Origin of the sequence: Protofrankia sp. CiP1_Cm_nod2 (assembly GCF_920664355.1) — a bacterium.
In the GTDB taxonomy this organism is placed as follows: Bacteria; Actinomycetota; Actinomycetes; order Frankiales; family Frankiaceae; genus Protofrankia.
On the sequence record NZ_CAKKTL010000067.1, the window covers coordinates 9,145 to 25,302 of the forward strand.

Sequence of the window (16,158 nt, forward strand, 5' to 3'; positions counted from 1 at the left end):
CCAGAGTTGCCATGTTCAAACCCCGGTTGGTCGTGATCAGCCGGAGTTGATCTTCTTCGGTGGGGAGCGGGCCGTAGGGCCGCTGCCGGGGCAGGTAGCCGGTGAGGCTCGGTGGTTGTTCGCGCGGGTCGGCGTCGTGTCGGTCGGTCTCCGTCGCGTCTGCTAGATCTTTGGTGTCCTCGATGAGGTTTCGTGTCTCGAGGGCGAGTCGGACGTCGAGATCATCGGCGAGGAGCTGAGCGAGCGGGCTGCACAGGTCGGCGCCGGCGAGGGTGTGTCCCAGGACGTAGAAGCGGTGGAAGACGGCCTGGTTGAGCTGTTGTTTCACGCTGTCGGGCGCGGTGCGGTAGAGGGTGTGGCTGTCCTCGCAGAGCAGCATGATCCGGTCGATGGCGTCTTCGAGGGTCTTCCACTGGGCCTGGCAGGTGTCGAGGACCCGGCGGGCGGTGTCGAGCGCGCGGCGTAGCCGGTCCTGTTCCTCCTTGAAGAGGTCTTCGTCGACCGTGTCGTTGAGGTGGAGGCGGAGGAGCTTGCGGCGTTCCTCTTCCAGGCTGGTGATTTTCTTCTTCTGGCGGGTGGCCTCGGCGTGGCCGTGGGTGGCGATCGCGTGGGCGGCGGCGACGACGAGGTCGCGGATGTGGGCGCGCTTGGTGTCGGTGAGGCTGACGCGGGCCCACCATTGTTCGACTTCCCGCTCGACGAGCTCGATGCGGACGTAGGGCTGAGCACAGGAGCGGGTGTCGCGTTGGCGGCCGAGGCAGTAGAAGTACGGGTAGACGCCGCCCCACCGGCCGGTCGCGTTGATGATTCCCATCCGTGAGCCGCACTCGCCGCAGAACAGCGATCCTTTCAGGTAATGGAAATGCCGTTGTGGTTTGTCGCCGGTTTTCTTCCGTGCCCGAAGGACGGCTTGGACCTGGTTGAACGTCTCGCGGCTGATGAAGACGGGGTGGCGCCCGTTCTCGTAGAGCACACCATCGAACCGGACACACCCGATGTAGTAGGGGTTGGTGAGCATCTTGTGGACGTGGGACTTGTTCAGAGAGCGTTCCGGGTATTTCTGGGTGGCGCGGCTGGTCAGGCCGCGTGCCTCGAGTGCGGCGGTCATGCTGGCGAGGGTGTAGCGGCCGGTGGCGAATTCTTCCCATGCCCATCGGACATGTTCCCACCGGTCGGGGTCGAGGCCGATGGAGCGGATTTCCCGGCCCTCGAAATGTTCGCGGATGTTGAGGTATCCGATAGGTGCCAAGCCCGGGGTTCCGCCTTTGCGAGCCTTTTCGGACATCTTGAAACTGATGTCCTTGCCGCTGGCGGCGGACTGGAATTCGTTGACCGATGACAGGATGCCGTGGACGAGCATGCCGACCGGTGACTCGTCGATGTTCTCCGTTGCGGAGACGAGTTGGACGCCGAGGCGTCGTAGCGCCATGGAGAAGATCGCGTCTTCGTAGCGGTTACGGGCGAAACGGGACAGTTGGTACACGATGACCACGTCGACGTCACGTTCGCGTTCGATCCTGTCGATCATCTGGCGGAACGCTTCGCGCTTGTCCAGATCCTTGTAAGCGGACCTTCCGGGTTCGATGTACTCGCTGACTACGTCGGTGTTGAGTTGCTGGGCCTTCTCGCGGGTTTTGCGTCGCTGCGCGGGTAGCGATATACCTTCGGGGTCGTAGTCGGTTTTGACCTGACCTTGCCCGGACACTCGCAGGTAGAGGATTGCCCGCGGTCGTCGCGTGTCATCACCAGAAACAGGGATTGGCTCGATGGTCGTCATGCTGGAAGGAAGGTCCAGCGGTATTTCACGTTGCGGGCGGGTCATGGCTGCGGCTCCTGTTCTTCGTGATGCGGATATGTCGGCTCGAGCTGCTGTGCGGGAGCGTCTGGCACGGGGTCGCGTTCGCGCACCGGGTATCTACGACAGATGTCCTCGAACAGTGCCCGGAGTTCGTCGTTGGCCTGGTCGGGCATCTCGTACTTCACGGCAAGATAGGCGGTGAATGTCGGAAGCGTTTCCGGTGGGGTGTAGCCAGCGAGCGTGAACAGGTCCGCATGGTCGATGCCCAGGACACGCGCGATGCGTTGGAGGGTGCCGGGTGCCGGGTGGTGGTAGTCGCCGTACTCGACGCGGGAGAGATAGGAGTGGCTCACTCCGGTGTGTGCGGCCAGTTGCCGCAGTGACAATCCCGCTTCCTGTCTTTTTCTGCGCAGGTAATCACCGAGTGTAACTATGTCGGGCGGATGCTGGTCGTGTTCGTCGGCTGGGGTCACGGGCGTCCTTCCTCGTCTCGTGACACAGTAAAAGATCACGGTTCGTTTTGTAAACAGTCCTGTAGTGGGTCACTACTGGCCGCTGCTACTGGACTCGGCGTGGCGGTTCCCAGTCGGACGGCGCCGAGAGCGGCGCGTAGGCCGGATACTCCGTTCGCCGGTGGACGACGGTGTGTTCGTGGTCGTCATATCCGTCGCCCACAGCAGCAGCGCGCCCGCGAGCATATGAAGATCGATTTCTTTGCGTGGATGAGCAACAACGACGACGCGGGGGCGCGCCATGCCGGGAACCTCCGGGGCGGAGCGGAGGAAAGCGAAGGGGCAGCGCTGGGAGTCGCTGTAGCGCGTAGCGGCCGGGCGGGGTGCCGACGTGGCCCCGGGGCGGGATTTCGAGGGTGGGCCGCTGGCCGCCGCTACCCGCTACAACAGGCTATTTGCGCTGGTCAGGCAGGGTGTGGCAGGTAGCGGGCGGTGTAGCGTCGGCGCTACAGCTACCCGATACGTGCTACACGTCGCCGGGTGGGTCCGCGCGTCGGAGCGCGGCCGTGATGTCGGTGGCGCGGGCGCCCCGGCGGACCATGCCGCCTGCCCGGACGTTCGCCGAAGGCACCCCGAGATCACGCAGTTGCGCGCTGATCGCGTCCGCTGTGACGTCGGCGTAATGCTCCGGGAAGCGGTTGGCCAGTCGGGCGGCGAGGTCGGCCCAGTGCACCCCGGATTCCCCGGGTGCGAGGAGCGCGGCGACGTCGGCAAGCACGTTACGGGGCGCGCGTACGGTGCTCTGTCCGGCGGCGTGGCCGGAGAGCGTGCCGAGTCGTTCGCGGAGCGCCCGGCCGACGCTGAGGATCTTTTCGGCGTCCTGGGCGTCGGCCAGGAAGGTACGGACGGTCGGGTTGGCGTCGCTGGCCCCGCGCAGGATGCCGACGCCTTTGTACTGCGGGAGCAGGGTGGAGGAGTCGAGCCCTTCGGAGTAGGCACCGGCACCCAGGACAAGGTCACTGACCTGCCATGATCCGGTCCGTAGCGCGAAGCGGACAAGGTGGTTGTCCCGGAAGTCGGTGAACTTCCGGGCGACGTCGCCCCCGCTGCCGATCCCGGAGGGACGTTGGGTGGCGTCGCCGAGCAGTACACCGGCGGCGGGCGCGACCCGGACGAGGTAGACGAGCAGGTCGGCTATCTCCTGGTCGGCGGTCTGGTTGCCGGTGTTGAAGTACTCCTGGAACTCGTCGAGCAGCAGGAGATGAACGGGCATGCCGTACTCGGGGTTACGGGCGATCGCCCGGGTGAGCTTGCCCTCTGGGCAGACGTCGGACGGCAGGTCGGACAGGTGCACGTAGCGTTGCCGGACATCCTCTTTGATCGCCCGTAGCGTGTTGATGAGCACTTCGACGGGGTCGCCGTCGCGGGTCGGGGCGAGTCCGAAGGAGCACCGGTCCGCGACCAGGGCGAAGCGCCGCCAGTCGGGTTTCCCGCCCCCGTCGAACACGCTGATCCTCACGTACGGGTCGAGCGCCGCGTACAGCGCCAGCGTCCGCAGAGCGAAGGTTTTTCCCTGTCGAGGCTGCGCGCCGACGAGGATCGACGTGAACATCAGGTCGACGGTGACCGCGCCGCCGCGTTCGTCGACGCCGAAGGGCGCCGGTGTCCAGATGTCGGTTGGTTTGCAGGCCAGTAGTGGTGTGCGTCCGGCACCGACGGCGAGGGGGTCACGGTCGGCGACCCACAGCATGTGTCGGCGGTGCGAGGTCGGGTCGCGGGTCAGGAACACCTGCGAGGTCGCGACGTCCAGCCCGGACGCGATCGCTTCCCGGGCACGGACCGCGTCACCGAAGCCCTTCCCGTAGGGAAGGTCGACCACGACGCGGGAGCCTTCGCCGTCACGGGACATCGGGGAGCCGAACTCGACCTGTTGCCCGGGTTTGTCCGGCATTCCGAGTCGCGCGGCGTAGTAGGCGCGGAGCACCACGTCGGCTGTCAGTCGCCGGTAGCGGGGAGTCACTACCGCGGAGGGTAGGAGCGGACGACCGGCGGGCCGTCCGAACCGGGCCAGAGCGACGAGCGCCGCCCCGCCGAGAAGCAGCGTGACCGGCCACGGCAGGACATTGACTACAGCGGGTAGCCAGAGCAGCCCCCATCCGACGGCGAAGAGTTCGACGGCGAGCATCAGGCCGCGTCGTAGCCGGGTGGCCCGGATCTCACGGTGCAGTTTCAGCCAGGCGCCCGGGTCGGCGGCCTCGGCGGTCGTGTGTAGCAGGTCGGCTGCCTCGGCGCACCACCACCAGCGGCGTTGCCTGTCGAGCAGACGGACAACGCCGACTCCTGCCGCCCGGGTGGTGACCAGCGTGTACCAGGGCAGCCGGACGGCGTGGAAGACGACCACATGCGTCAGATGCCCGGCGGTGTGCCGCACGGTCGGCGCCAGGGAACCACGGCGCAGACCAGACGGAATGATCGGTCGGCGTTCGTCGTCGGCCCACCGTCGACGGCTCGCCGCGCAGTCGGGGATGTCGACCGGTACCGGCTGGGCGGTCGGGTCGGGTTCGGGGTCGAGCGGCACGTCGTAACTCGACGCGAAGCGGCCGGATCCCGTCGGCTCCGGGGGCGCTGCGGGCTGGTAGGGCTCCACGAGCCGCGATCCGCTATCGCTGGTCGCGCCGGTGTCGTGCTGGTCTGTCGTGGGCTCGTTACGCGGTGGGTTCGAGGAGGCTGCGCGGTAGTCGATCAGTGCGGGTAGCCATCCGCCAGGCCGATCGACCGGGACGGGCAGCCGGCCGGCCTGCGAGCCGGGGTCGGTTGGCGTCAGTGGTGTGCGGGGGTCGTCAGTCGTCATCGCGGCTCTCCGGTCATCCGGTGGGGCGCAGACTGGTCGCGGCAGGCGTGCCGATGCGGGCCGGTAGCGCGACGGCGGACAGCGCCGCGGCGGCCAGTGGCGGGGGCACGGCGTTACCGATCTGTCGAAGCCGGGCCTCGACGCTGCCCTGCCAGGGGTGGTCGTCGGGGAAGCCTTGGAGGCGGCCGAACTCGGCGACGGACAACCGGTCCGGCGCTCCGACCCAGCGGCCTTCCTGCTGGGCGCGGCGGAGCGCGACGCGGGCGCCAATGCCGCCCCACCAATTCCCCCGGGTGGTGACCGTGTAGGCGGGGCGGTCGACCAGACCGCGGCCGAGGGCGTCGGCCATCGAATGCCAGGGCGCCAGCGGCGGTGTCAACCGCTGCCGGCCCGGCCCGTACCGGCTGTGGCTGGCTGGCGGTGGTCCGATCGTCCGGTGGGCGCGGGAGGCGAGCAGGAACGCCCGGCGGCGTGTCTGCGCCACTCCGTATTCCTCGCTCGACAGCACACCATGCCAGGTGGCATATCCGAGCCCGCGAAGCTGGGCGGCCATGCTCTCCCAGACCGGCAGGACGGCCGGAACCTCCTCGAAGGCCACCCACGCCGGGCGTAGCGCGTGGACGAAGCGCAGCGGCTCGAAGAGCAGATGGGCGCGCGGGTCGGCGAACCCGCGTTTGGCACCGGCCGTGGAGAACGGTTGGCACGGCGGGGAGGCGACGAGCCCGACGGCATCGGTGAAGTCGTGCGGGGACAGCAACGACACGTCGGTTTCGATCGTGTCGAGGCCGGCGGCCCGACGGGTCCGGCAGGCGGCCGCGTCCCACTCGACCCCAACAGCGGTGAAACCGAGGGACGACAGCGCGATCGACCATCCGCCGGCTCCGGCGAACAGGTCGAGCACGATCGGGGTGTCCATCCACACTCCTTTGACGACAAGCAAAAACATGGAGATTCGCGCGGGAGCACCAGACGCCCGGAGGCGATGGGAAAAAGCGGGCTCCTGCGGCTTCGCCGGGCGCCCGGCATCCGTGGGATGGATCAGTTCAGGGCGTGATTCCGGATATCATCCGGGAGAAAGTGTCGACCGCGAATGACAGGGCATCGGTGATCTCCTGCCGCATGACGGCGGTCGCGCCGGACTCGGCGAGGTAGTAGCCGACCACGACACACAGGATTCCGGCGAGCAGTGAAAGACGACGTGAACGCGCAGCCAGGGCCAGCGGGAGAACAAGGGCAGCGAGTCCCAGAAGAGCAGTCACGGGACAGCCCGCCTTTCAGGAGAGAAAAAGGGAGTCGTGCCGGGAAGGTGAAACAGGCCGCAGCGTTAGCCGGGAGTACGCGGGTTTTCCGGGTCCGTGCCGGGCGTGCCGTCGCCGGTCCCGGCGACGGTGTCGGCGTCGCGGGCGGCGGTGTAGGCGTTCCAGGCTCGGTTGCTGGCCCGGTAGGCGCGGGTGGAGTCGTTCGCGGCGATGTCGAACAGGCGCCACCAGGCCGCCCGTTCGGTCGGGTCGTCGCACTGCTCCGCGCGGATACTGACGTGCTCGAGCAACCGTGAGGCGATGCCGACGCGGACGCTGGCACGCCTGGTCCGGGCGCGCAGGTCAGCGACGGTGAGTTCCGGCCGGTTCAGGTCGTCTCCCTCCGGTGGCTCCCCGGTCAGCGTGCCTGCTATGGCGGCATCACGGGCGTACTCGGCGACCGCGAACGCCTGTGGTGTCAGCGCGGACAGACGCTCGCTGACCATGCCCAACGCGGCCGACACGACCGGATGATCGGTGTCTAGCCGTATCTCGTGAACGAGCGTGGACAGACGGAACAGATCATCCAGGTGCGTCGAGGCACGCTCGGCCCGGTCACGCAGGTCGTCGGCCGTGACGAAGGACGCGTTCAGATCGTCATCAGCGGGAGTCATACGAACATCACCTCTTTCTCAGGATTCCTCGAGTTCCTGCCGTCGTGATCGGTGCTTTCCGGGAGGGTTCAGCGAAGCTGGTTGACGGCCCAGAAGACGATGACGACGAGGGCGCCGACGAACAGAAAAGGCAGGATGACCGGCAGGACCTTGACCGCCACCCATTCGAGACCGGTGAGGAAAAGCATGAGGGCAACGGTCCCCATGGTCCAGCGTGCAACGATGCCCAGTGGCGATCGATAGTAGTAGCGCGGCATGGTGATGTCTCCAGACGTCGAATTGTCTCCGACGGGACCGGACGGGGTGCGTCGGCTTTTCCATCGCCGGTCCCGGTCGTTCCTGTCGGTTTCCTCGGACACGTCCAATGGTGCGCCGGTCGACTGCTGGAATTCGCCGTCAGAAAACGCTTGATTCCCGCTGGAGTGATGTCGACGGGCGGGCGGACAGGCGCGGGAGAGGAAGGGGTGAAACTGCTGGAGAAGAGGGGGAGAGTTGCGGGCCGACGGCGTCCGTCCAGCTCAGGCCGCCCGCTCCGGCCGTCTCGTCGACCGGAGCGGACGGGCGGCTACCGGCATGGAACACCGGCAAGCGGATGATCCAAGCACCAACCGGTGGCAAACGTAGCGATCAGGTACCAAACATGGCATACTCTTGGGCTGTCCCGGACGGAATACGTCCCCCGGCGCGGTCCGGGACACCGCGAGTCCTCAGGAAGGAGGCGAACCGACGGGGGACGTCTGCTGGGGGCCACAAAGGCCCCTGTCGACACACGATGTACATACCGCCCGTTGACTTCGACGAGCTTCACGCCGAGCTGCGGCGTGCGCTGCGCCACGGCGCCCGTGCCCGTTCTCTTCTGGACCATCCAACTCTCGTCGATGTCCTCTGCCCGGTCTCGGCCGGTGCCGATCGCCACGTCGCGGAACGGGCGTTGGAGGCTTCCAACCTGATTGCGCAGGCGGTCGAAGCCCTCGACTCGCCGGTCGACCGCATCATGTCGATCATGCTGTGTCTCAGTCCGGGCACATCCGGAATGACCCTGTCGAAGCGTCGCCGACACGCCGCTGACGTCCTTGAGATTCAGCCGGTGACGTTCCGCTCGGAACGGCGTTACGAACAGGCGTTCGTGACTGACCTCGCGCTCGAGATCTACCGGCGGATCAGGGGACTCGACTGAGAACGGGGCTGCTCCTGCTACAGGAGCGGCCCCGTCGCGCGTCCGGCGGGGTCAGCGGCCAGCGGCCCACCGGGCGATGTGCGCCGTGACGGTCGCGGGATCGATCCGGAAGCGGCGGGTCCGCCACACCTGGTGAGCGGCGGTGAGTTTGCCAACGAGCTTGTCCACGAGAGCCTGTCGCTGCTCGGCGGGCAACGGCGGGCCGGTGAGCAGCTTGGTATAGCGGACGGTGTCGACGATCGCGGACTTGACCCGTTCGTGGGCGAGATAGACCGGAAGGTCTTCCGTCCATCCCTCGGACGGCGGGCCGGGCACGGCGTCCGCCCAACGCTCGAGAAGCGCGTCGTGTTCGTCGGGCTGGTAGGCGGTCTTGTGGAGGTGGACGGCGAGGTCGTAGACGGGGTCACCCCACAGCGCCAACTCCCAGTCGAGAAAGTAGATCCGCCCACCGGAAAGGATCATGTTCTTGCGGTGGATGTCGGTGTGCAGGAGCCGGAACGGCCGGTGCCGCAGTCCAGCCCAGGCACGATTGATCGTGCTGAGAGGTTCCGCGGGGATGCCGAGAGCGTCGAAGAGGCCGCCGAACTCGGGAAGGAAGCGGGTGTGGACATCGACGGTGACCGCGGACAGCCGGCCGGCGAAGGACGCGGTGTCGCCGTCGTCGGGCCAACCTGGCGGGACGGCCGGTATGTGGTCGCGGGGAACAGCGCCGAGCTGCGCGAACAGTTCGGCGACATCGTCAAGGACATGGACCGGCACGCGGACACCGCGTGGGGCGACATCGTCGAGAAGCTGCCCGGCGATGAACTCGTGAATCTGGAACCGGGGGGTGTCCTGGGTATGGAGAAGCCGGGGCACGGACGTGACCGTGCCCCGGACGGCGCGTAGCACCTCGGGTTCCGGCCAGATGGACAGGTCCATGACGTCGCTTCCCGGGATCGGGATACGGACGATCACCGGGCCGGTCGGGGTGTCGAGCGGGATGTTGTCGTTGTAGAAGCCGGAAGCGGCGTCGGTGTGTTCGCGCGCCGCCCGGTACAACTCGTCAGGTTTCCAGACGTGACCGTCGAAGAGTTCGACGGTGTACGCGCGTAGACGATCTTCGATCGCGTCGAGGGTGTCGAGAGGCTGAACCGCCGTTCGGGCCCGGTGGGCGGCGGCAGTGATGGTGCTGTCGGTGACGCCGAGATATTCCGTGGCGCAGGCTGCGAGCAGCACGAAGGTCGGGTAGACATCGGCGGCCTCGAGTTCCTCGACGGTCCGGCGCAACGACGTGACCGCTTCGTCCATCCGCCCCCGCCGGGCGTGCAGCAGGCCCGCGTAGAGCTCGGCCCGTGCCCGGCCGGAACGGTAACCGGCCTGGTCGAGGGTGTCGCAGGCGGTATGCAACGCAGTGTCGGCCGCGTCGAGGTCCCCAAGCCGCATCTCGGCGACGGCCAGTGCCGTGTACGCCTTGCCGAGTTCGTGACGGGCACCGGTGTCACGCTGGGTGTCGATGGCCCGGCCTGCCGCGCCGATCGCCTGCTGAGGATCGACAAGGCAGAGCAGTTCAGCCCGGTTCGTCTCGATATTGGCGAGACCGAGAACGCTGCCGGACGCCTGGTAGAAGGCTGCGGCGTCGTCGAGATGACGGCGGGCGGCGTCGAGGTCGAAGGCGAAGCGGCCGGCGAGATGGCGTAATCGAGCCACGTCACCGCGGAACTCGGTGTCATCGGCAGGAGCAAGCGCGTCAAGGTCAGCGGCAAGGATCTCCGCGTCACGGAAACGGCCCTGGGCCATGTGCAGGTCACAGGCCCACAGACCCGCCTGTAACCGGGGCCTTCCGCCGGACCGCTCCCACGCCCGGGTGAACAGGTCGAGAGCGGGACGGGTGTTACCGGCGATCCGCTGGCCGTGGCCGGCGGCGACCGTCAGCCGGGCACCGACCGTCGAGGTGAGATCGGCCGTGGCGGCGGGAGCGACGGCGAGACGTATTGCGGCCGGGGCGTCGCCGAGCCGAACGGCGGCTTCGGCGTCCAGACAGGCCAACGCTTCCGGCAGATCACCGAGGTCATCGGAACCGTCGGCGGGCCGGAGCGCCAACCGGTTACGTAGATCGTCGGTGAGTCCGGTAACGGCACTATGACCGCCTCGGCGTACGGCCCGGTCGGCGTAGTCGAGCAGTTCGGCGCCGCCGACGCTGCCGGCGGCCAAGCCGTGGAAGACCGCTTCGCGTAGCGCACGGGCGCTGGCGGGTCCGTCGTTCGCGGCGACGAGCGCATCGGCCCTGTCATCCCACAGCGCGCGCAAGGCGATGTGGACATCGTGCGTGACGCTGGCGGGTAGCCGGGCGGCCAGGGCCCCGCCCATGAGCTGATGGAAACGCAGTGCGTCACCGGCGGGGTAGACGAAGGAATACGACGTCAGGGACTCCCAGGCGAGCCGGTCGCCGGGCAGGTGGAACTGTGCGGCCAACAGCCGGAAGATCTCGTAGTCGAACACACGGGCCGGACTGAGGATCTCGAGGGTGCGGATCTCGTCAGCGGCGACATGCTCAAGGAACCGGGCGAGGATCTGTGACTGCGAGACAGCCGCGCGGCCGGTGGCGACGCCGGACTGTTCGTGGGTGTCGACAGCCAGATGCAGATAGAACGGCAGACCGGCGCTCGCCTCGGCCACGGTGTGCCGGTGGGCCGGGTCGGTCAGGCCGCCGGTTTCGAGCAGGTCGAGCCGGGCAGACATCGGCAGGCCGCCGAGGTCACGGACCCGGATCACGTCGGACCATTCGGGATCGTCGGTCTCCCAGCGCAGCGGTTCGCGGCTGGCGACGACGACCAACCCGGTATCCAACTGGGCGCACAGATCACGCAACCAGCCGTCGGCCAAGTGCGCCCGGCCGGACCGGACCGGCGACGGAACCAACGCTTCGTAACTGTCGACGAACAGCACATACGGACTGTCAGCGCTGCCGTCACGCAGGTCAGCGGCGAAAAGGTAGGTCACCGCGTCGGCAAGGTCGCTGTTCGGCAGGTCGTCAAGTGCCTGCAAGGTGCTGTCCCGCCGTACCCGCATCCGGCGACGGACATCCGACGACCCACGTTCGAGAATGCGGATCAGTCCGCGCGCCGTGCCGAGGAACGGAATACCGGAGACGGTGTCGACAACATCAGTAAGAAGCGAACTGCCATCCAGGAACGGCAATTCGGCCTTGTCCAGCCGTAGATGCGGGTGGAGACGCTGCCACAGCACCATATAGGCGATGTCGAACCGGTCGAAGTGGACACCCTGCCCGCCGAGTTCCCCCCGCAGCACGGCAAGGGCGTCTTCCTGCTGGCGTAACGCGGGTATCTGTAGATCAAGCGTTGCGCTGCGGTGGGTCCCGTCCGCGCGATCTTTCAACTCGCGCAGGAGCCGGGACTTCCCGATACCGCCAACGCCGGTGAGGTTTAGGATGCGAGGCCCGCCACCAGGGCGCCCGAGTTCCGCGGTGAAAGCCTCGATCACCGGTTCCCGATCGACGAATTCCCGTTGCAGGGCGGCGACCCGCCGGAACCTCGGCGCGGGGACCATGGCGCACTCCCGGTGTTATTCGGCTGTCGGAACTTTCGGTATCACTCGACGGGCAGGGACGGCAGCGCCGGACCTCCTGATCGTGGCGCCGGCAAGTTTTGCGGGCCGCTGTCGTGATCGGACCGCGAGTCAACCGTTGTGTGTTTCTCCGAGGGACACAGCGCTGAAGCTAGATCTATCTCTAGAGATAGTTTCTCTAGAGATAGGATTGATCGGTCTGAATTGATCGCGTCTATCCGCGTGTGCCACAGTGGGGCAAAATCGGCAATTCGGACGTCTCTGGGTCTGTGACCTGGAGATATGAATGCCGAGACCGTCCAAGCCTCGGGTGAATGCGGTCAGATATCCCGATCGTTCGTGGACTGTGGCGGACTCTCGCCGCGCCAGTCTGGCCGGTAGCGATCAAGCCAGGCTTCGATGTCCGAGTCTTCCCACATGCGCACCCTGGCGTGGCGGATTTTGGGCTCGGGGAAGCTGGGCCGTCGAGACAGTTGATCGGCTCGTGTCCGCGACACGCCGATCATCTCGGCGACTTCCTTGATCCCAACCAGGGCCATGGTCGCAAAGCTAGGGCTGTCTATAAAGACACTGTCTCTAGGCGTACTGTCTCTAGAGACATGGCATCACGCGATCTGGCGCGCCGCACGTCGAGCGCGCCGAGGAGAGAGGCAAGAGAAGCGGGGCCACCCGGTGGTGACTCACCGGGCGGCCCCTGGGTGATCACCCGACCAAGAAGGGCAACCGCCGTAATGTCCAGTTTTTCAGCCCACGACACACCACGCCCACCCCGTAGGAGCCTTCCGGAGCGCCCCGACCGTTCCGGCGCTTCGGCGGACCCGCTGCACCGCGTGGACAAGCCCGACGACATCGAAACCGGCTACACCTTTTCGGGTGGCTGGGCGTCGGGTAACTGCTCACTCGGCCCGCTCTCGGAGGTCACCGACACGTGCCCGCCCGGTTGTCCGGACGGCTCCATCGCCACCGGCGACGACGATGTGCCGCAGAGCGGCGCCCTACCGGGAACGCATCCGACCCCAGACCAGACATCCACCGTCCCTGATCACAATGGGGACAACCGGCCCTGGATACACCCATGGACGTTGCACAGCCACCCGCTACCGGCACACTCGACCGACGGCGGGCCCTGCTGGCAGGCGGCGGACTCGTGATGGCAACCCTCCTCGGCGACATGCCCAAGCCGACCACGCCCGACGAGATCCGCAGCCTCGCTGACTCTCTCGACGAGGCTTTCGAGCGTCTACCCGCCCGGCAGGTCGCCTATTTGGCGCGTCACGCTGGGAAACGCGGGCGCGCGATCCTGGCGGACTGTGACCAAGGATCATCGGACTACGTCCAGACATCCGCCGCCGTCGGCATGCTGGGCGCGACCGAAGCGGCGGCCGTGTTCGATCTCGGCAACCGCAGTCGCGCGAACACGTTGTACGGGAAGGCGTTCAACGACCTGGGCCGGGGCGAGTATCCCGCTGGCCAACTCTGGGTCCTCGGCCGGCAGGTGATCCATGAGACGTTACAGGGGCGGCCCACTCTCGCCATCGCGTGCGCCGCGCAGGCCCGGATGTTCGCCCGCAGGCACGGCCTCGAGGGTCATCCCACCTGGGCGCGGCTGCTCATTCAAGCGGAAGCACGCGCGCTGATCGCGACACGTCAGCTTGACCGTGCCGAATCCGTCCTTCGGGAGGCCGCCGACGTCATGACCACGGCCCCGCCAGCCTCGGTGATCGGGCTGCATCAGACAGGCATGTCCGCCGCCGAGTTCTCCGTGTCCATGGCCACTCGGTACAACGAACTCGCCGACGCCGAACCCCGACCGGCCGACGTGAACGACGACCGCACACAGGCGGTTTCCTACGTCGTCGCGGCGTGGCCGGAGCTCGACAAGGCGGGCGCGACCGGGTTGCGCTCCTATGTCCGGCTGGAACTCGCCCGTGTCCTCCTCGACGACGCCCCGGACACGGCGGCCGACCTGTTGATCGACGTCGCCGACATCTCCCAACGGCGCCCCGTTGACCACCTGATCGGCCAGTACCACATCCTCACCCGCGCCATCGCCGACCGTGACATCAGGCTCGGCCTACAACTCACCGACCGGCTTCGGGAGTGGTGCAGGCCCACGGCAGGAAGCGGCGCTACCCGACGCTTCCTCGTATAGATAGATGATTAAGATCTTTTTCGTCCGGCGCAAACGTGATGGGATGAAGCCCCGGCTGTGTGGCCGGGGCCTCATCCTGTCATACGGTTACTGGAGTCTCGACGGAGTGTTCGAGCACCTACCTGTCCGGTAGATCACCTCCCTGGCGCGGCATGGTGAGGGGTGCGCCGGCTTGGCGGAAGCCGATGGTGTGGAAGCTGTGGCGGGCGATGCGTGGGCTCCAGTGCCGGTAGGTGGTGAGTGGGCCGTGGAAGGGCGTGCCCTGCTGGCGGATGGTCGCGACGGTGTCGGCGATGCGGTCGCAGGCCGGTTGCAGGGCCGCGCCGCAGGGGCTGCCGCGCAGGAACGTGACGATGTCGGTGTCACCGGTGCTGGCCTCCAGCGCGGTCAGCAGTGGGCCGGCGAGCGTCGGGTAGCCGATCACGATGGTGAGAAGCAGGAGAGCGGCCTGGTAGGGGCCGGCGGTGAACGCGGCCAGTTCCCCTTCGGGGACTCCGATTCGGATCAGCCGGTACAGGTTGATCAGTTTTTTGCCGGCGCGGGGGGTGGGTAGCAGCGGTCCGACCAGGGGGATGACGGTGCGTTCGCCATCGGTGAGGGTCAGGGCGGCGGGGCGGAGGTCCGGGATCCCGCGGCCCCGGTCGGTTTCAGGGATGGGCGACGGCCGGGTGAGACGGGCGTCCGGGGCCGGCGGTGGTGTCGGGGTATCGGGGGATGCCGGCACTGGTCCGGTCGGCACCGGTGGGCGGGAGCCGGTTGGTGGAGAGGGGCCGGCGCTGGTGGTGCTGTCGGTGGTGGCCGGGTCCGGGGGTGCTGGTGGCGGTGGGGGTGTGGCCCCGGCTGGTGCGGCGGGTAGCAGGGCGGCCAGGTAGCCGGTGGCGGTGGGACCCATCGGCCGGAGCGCGAAAGGGATCTGGAAGATCTTGTCGAGCCAGTCGACGGGGGTAGCCGTGGGTGTCGTGTCGGTGTCTGCGGTGGGGAGGCCGAACATGGCGCTGTGGTGGGCGGTGAGGCTGCGGCGCAGCCAGGCGGCGTCGACCGCGACGAGGACGACGAACAGCCGTCGCGCGAGCAGCAGGTGGATGGCGGTGAGGACTTCCACGACCCGGTCGGGTGGGCAGCGGTCGAGGTCGTCGACGTAGAGCACGATGCGTTCCAGCGGGGGTGGGGCGGTGCTGCCGCTGGTCTGCCACTCGGTGCGTGCGGCGGTCAGGGCGCGGTCGAGGGTGTCGAGGTCGCGGCTGACCCGGCCCACCAGCCCCCGGTAGTCCTGGTAGGTGGCGGCGTCCGCGGTGCGTTCGAGGATGTCGGCGAGGTTCGCGGCGGCGTCGACCTGCGCGAGGCGGGCACGGCTATCGGCCAGTTCGCGGCGTACCCGGCCGGCGTCGTCGGCCAGCCGGCGCTGTTCGGTGTCGGTGAACGCCACCGCCCACCCGTGGACCCGGGGCAGCACGGCCAGGGGCGCGAACGCCAGGATCCCGGCGACGGCGGTGACCGCGGTGTGCAGCCACGGGCCGAGCCACCACCACAGCACCCCCACCGCGGCGAGCAGGATGGCCCAGCCGGCGAGGATCCGGTACCCGCGGCGCAGGTCACCGGCGAGTGTGCGCATCGCCGCGGTGGCCGCCCGCCACAGTCTGGTCGGGGAGCCGACCGTGGCGAGCCGGCCGGTCGGGGCGGGTGCGGCGTCGACAGTGCTGATCGTGGCGTCGAGGCGGTCACGGTCGGCTTCCAGTTCCCGGATGCGGCCGTGGAGGTGGTCGCGTTCGTTCCGGGTCGCGGCGGGATCGGCTGGGGTGGTCGTCTGGTTGTTGCGGGCCAGTTCGCGGAACAGGTGCTCGATCAGCCCGGTCCATACGTGGTCGTCGCTGTAGTGCCAGGCGTTGAAGGTGATCTGCCGGATCGAAGCGGCGTATGCGCTGCGGCCGAGGTTGTTCAGCGACAGGGCGGCGAGCCGGTCGACCTGGCCGCGTACCTGCTGTAACAGCGTGGACTTCCCTGCGCCCCACTCGCCGAGTACCGCGATCGCCAGCGGTGCTTCGGTGCCGGACGCGGCGATCAGCGTGGCCAGCGTGTCCACGTCCTCGGCGATGTCGAGCAGGTCGACGTCGCTGGGCTCGTCGCTGCGTACCCCGGCAAGCACACCTCGCCGGGACGGCCCACCCCCGGTCCCGGTGCCACGGACCTGTAGCCCGCTGCGACGGTTCCACACCCGGATCGTCTGATCACCCACACTGACGATCTCGGAT

General features: G+C 67.8%; 12 protein-coding genes. 2 read left to right on the top strand and 10 right to left on the bottom strand.

What is annotated here, in order from left to right:
• The 7 genes from NBW84_RS09960 to NBW84_RS09990 all read right to left on the bottom strand — a co-directional run.
• Positions 1 to 1,822: recombinase family protein (locus NBW84_RS09960; RefSeq protein WP_250283862.1), on the bottom strand; the 1,822-nt coding region annotated here is incomplete at its 3' end.
• Positions 1,819 to 2,271 carry a helix-turn-helix domain-containing protein gene (locus NBW84_RS09965; protein ID WP_250283864.1) on the bottom strand — a complete coding sequence of 151 codons (453 nt, stop codon included), beginning with the start codon at positions 2,269 to 2,271 and terminating at the stop codon, positions 1,819 to 1,821. The genes NBW84_RS09965 and NBW84_RS09960, both read right to left, overlap by 4 nt.
• Positions 2,272 to 2,776: 505 nt before the next feature.
• Positions 2,777 to 5,101 carry a cell division protein FtsK gene (locus tag NBW84_RS09970; protein WP_250283866.1) on the bottom strand — a complete coding sequence of 775 codons (2,325 nt, stop codon included), beginning with the start codon at positions 5,099 to 5,101 and terminating at the stop codon, positions 2,777 to 2,779.
• A 13-nt stretch (positions 5,102 to 5,114) separates the two neighbouring features.
• Positions 5,115 to 6,017 (bottom strand): DNA cytosine methyltransferase, encoded by a 903-nt coding sequence (locus NBW84_RS09975; RefSeq protein WP_250283869.1) that lies wholly within the window; start codon positions 6,015 to 6,017, stop codon positions 5,115 to 5,117.
• 127 nt (positions 6,018 to 6,144) lie between these two features.
• A complete protein-coding gene (locus tag NBW84_RS09980; RefSeq protein WP_250283871.1) occupies positions 6,145 to 6,360 on the bottom strand; it encodes a hypothetical protein in 216 nt (71 codons plus the stop codon).
• Positions 6,361 to 6,425: 65 nt separating this feature from the next.
• The gene (locus NBW84_RS09985; RefSeq protein ID WP_250283873.1) at positions 6,426 to 7,013 is read right to left on the bottom strand and encodes a hypothetical protein; all 588 of its coding nucleotides are present in this window, start codon (positions 7,011 to 7,013) and stop codon (positions 6,426 to 6,428) included.
• A gap of 68 nt (positions 7,014 to 7,081) precedes the next feature.
• Complete coding sequence (locus tag NBW84_RS09990; protein WP_250283875.1) at positions 7,082 to 7,270, bottom strand: hypothetical protein; 189 nt, start codon at positions 7,268 to 7,270, stop codon at positions 7,082 to 7,084.
• Positions 7,271 to 7,785: 515 nt separating this feature from the next.
• Between NBW84_RS09990 and NBW84_RS09995 the strand changes: the two genes are divergently transcribed.
• The gene (locus NBW84_RS09995) at positions 7,786 to 8,190 is read left to right on the top strand and encodes a hypothetical protein (RefSeq protein WP_250283877.1); all 405 of its coding nucleotides are present in this window, start codon (positions 7,786 to 7,788) and stop codon (positions 8,188 to 8,190) included.
• Between the two features lie 51 nt (positions 8,191 to 8,241).
• Here the strand turns inward: NBW84_RS09995 and NBW84_RS10000 are convergent, their stop codons facing one another.
• Together NBW84_RS10000 and NBW84_RS10005 are read right to left on the bottom strand one after the other, a co-directional pair.
• Positions 8,242 to 11,739 carry a phosphotransferase gene (locus NBW84_RS10000; protein ID WP_250283879.1) on the bottom strand — a complete coding sequence of 1,166 codons (3,498 nt, stop codon included), beginning with the start codon at positions 11,737 to 11,739 and terminating at the stop codon, positions 8,242 to 8,244.
• Positions 11,740 to 12,077: 338 nt separating this feature from the next.
• Complete coding sequence (locus NBW84_RS10005; protein WP_250283881.1) at positions 12,078 to 12,296, bottom strand: helix-turn-helix transcriptional regulator; 219 nt, start codon at positions 12,294 to 12,296, stop codon at positions 12,078 to 12,080.
• A 536-nt stretch (positions 12,297 to 12,832) separates the two neighbouring features.
• Between NBW84_RS10005 and NBW84_RS10010 the strand changes: the two genes are divergently transcribed.
• Positions 12,833 to 13,909 (top strand): hypothetical protein, encoded by a 1,077-nt coding sequence (locus NBW84_RS10010; RefSeq protein WP_250283883.1) that lies wholly within the window; start codon positions 12,833 to 12,835, stop codon positions 13,907 to 13,909.
• 118 nt (positions 13,910 to 14,027) lie between these two features.
• On the opposite strand, the gene NBW84_RS10015 is transcribed toward NBW84_RS10010, so the two are convergent.
• A partial coding sequence (locus NBW84_RS10015; RefSeq protein ID WP_250283885.1) for a P-loop NTPase fold protein occupies positions 14,028 to 16,158 on the bottom strand: 2,131 nt, incomplete at its 5' end.

Coding starts and splice junctions, on each gene's coding strand:
- NBW84_RS09970 (WP_250283866.1), bottom strand. CDS start 5,101: ATGACGACTGACGACCCCCGCACACCACTGACGCCAACCGACCCCGGC.
- NBW84_RS09975 (WP_250283869.1), bottom strand. CDS start 6,017: ATGGACACCCCGATCGTGCTCGACCTGTTCGCCGGAGCCGGCGGATGG.
- NBW84_RS09985 (WP_250283873.1), bottom strand. CDS start 7,013: ATGACTCCCGCTGATGACGATCTGAACGCGTCCTTCGTCACGGCCGAC.
- NBW84_RS09990 (WP_250283875.1), bottom strand. CDS start 7,270: ATGCCGCGCTACTACTATCGATCGCCACTGGGCATCGTTGCACGCTGG.
- NBW84_RS09995 (WP_250283877.1), top strand. CDS start 7,786: ATGTACATACCGCCCGTTGACTTCGACGAGCTTCACGCCGAGCTGCGG.
- NBW84_RS10000 (WP_250283879.1), bottom strand. CDS start 11,739: ATGGTCCCCGCGCCGAGGTTCCGGCGGGTCGCCGCCCTGCAACGGGAA.
- NBW84_RS10005 (WP_250283881.1), bottom strand. CDS start 12,296: ATGGCCCTGGTTGGGATCAAGGAAGTCGCCGAGATGATCGGCGTGTCG.
- NBW84_RS10010 (WP_250283883.1), top strand. CDS start 12,833: ATGGACGTTGCACAGCCACCCGCTACCGGCACACTCGACCGACGGCGG.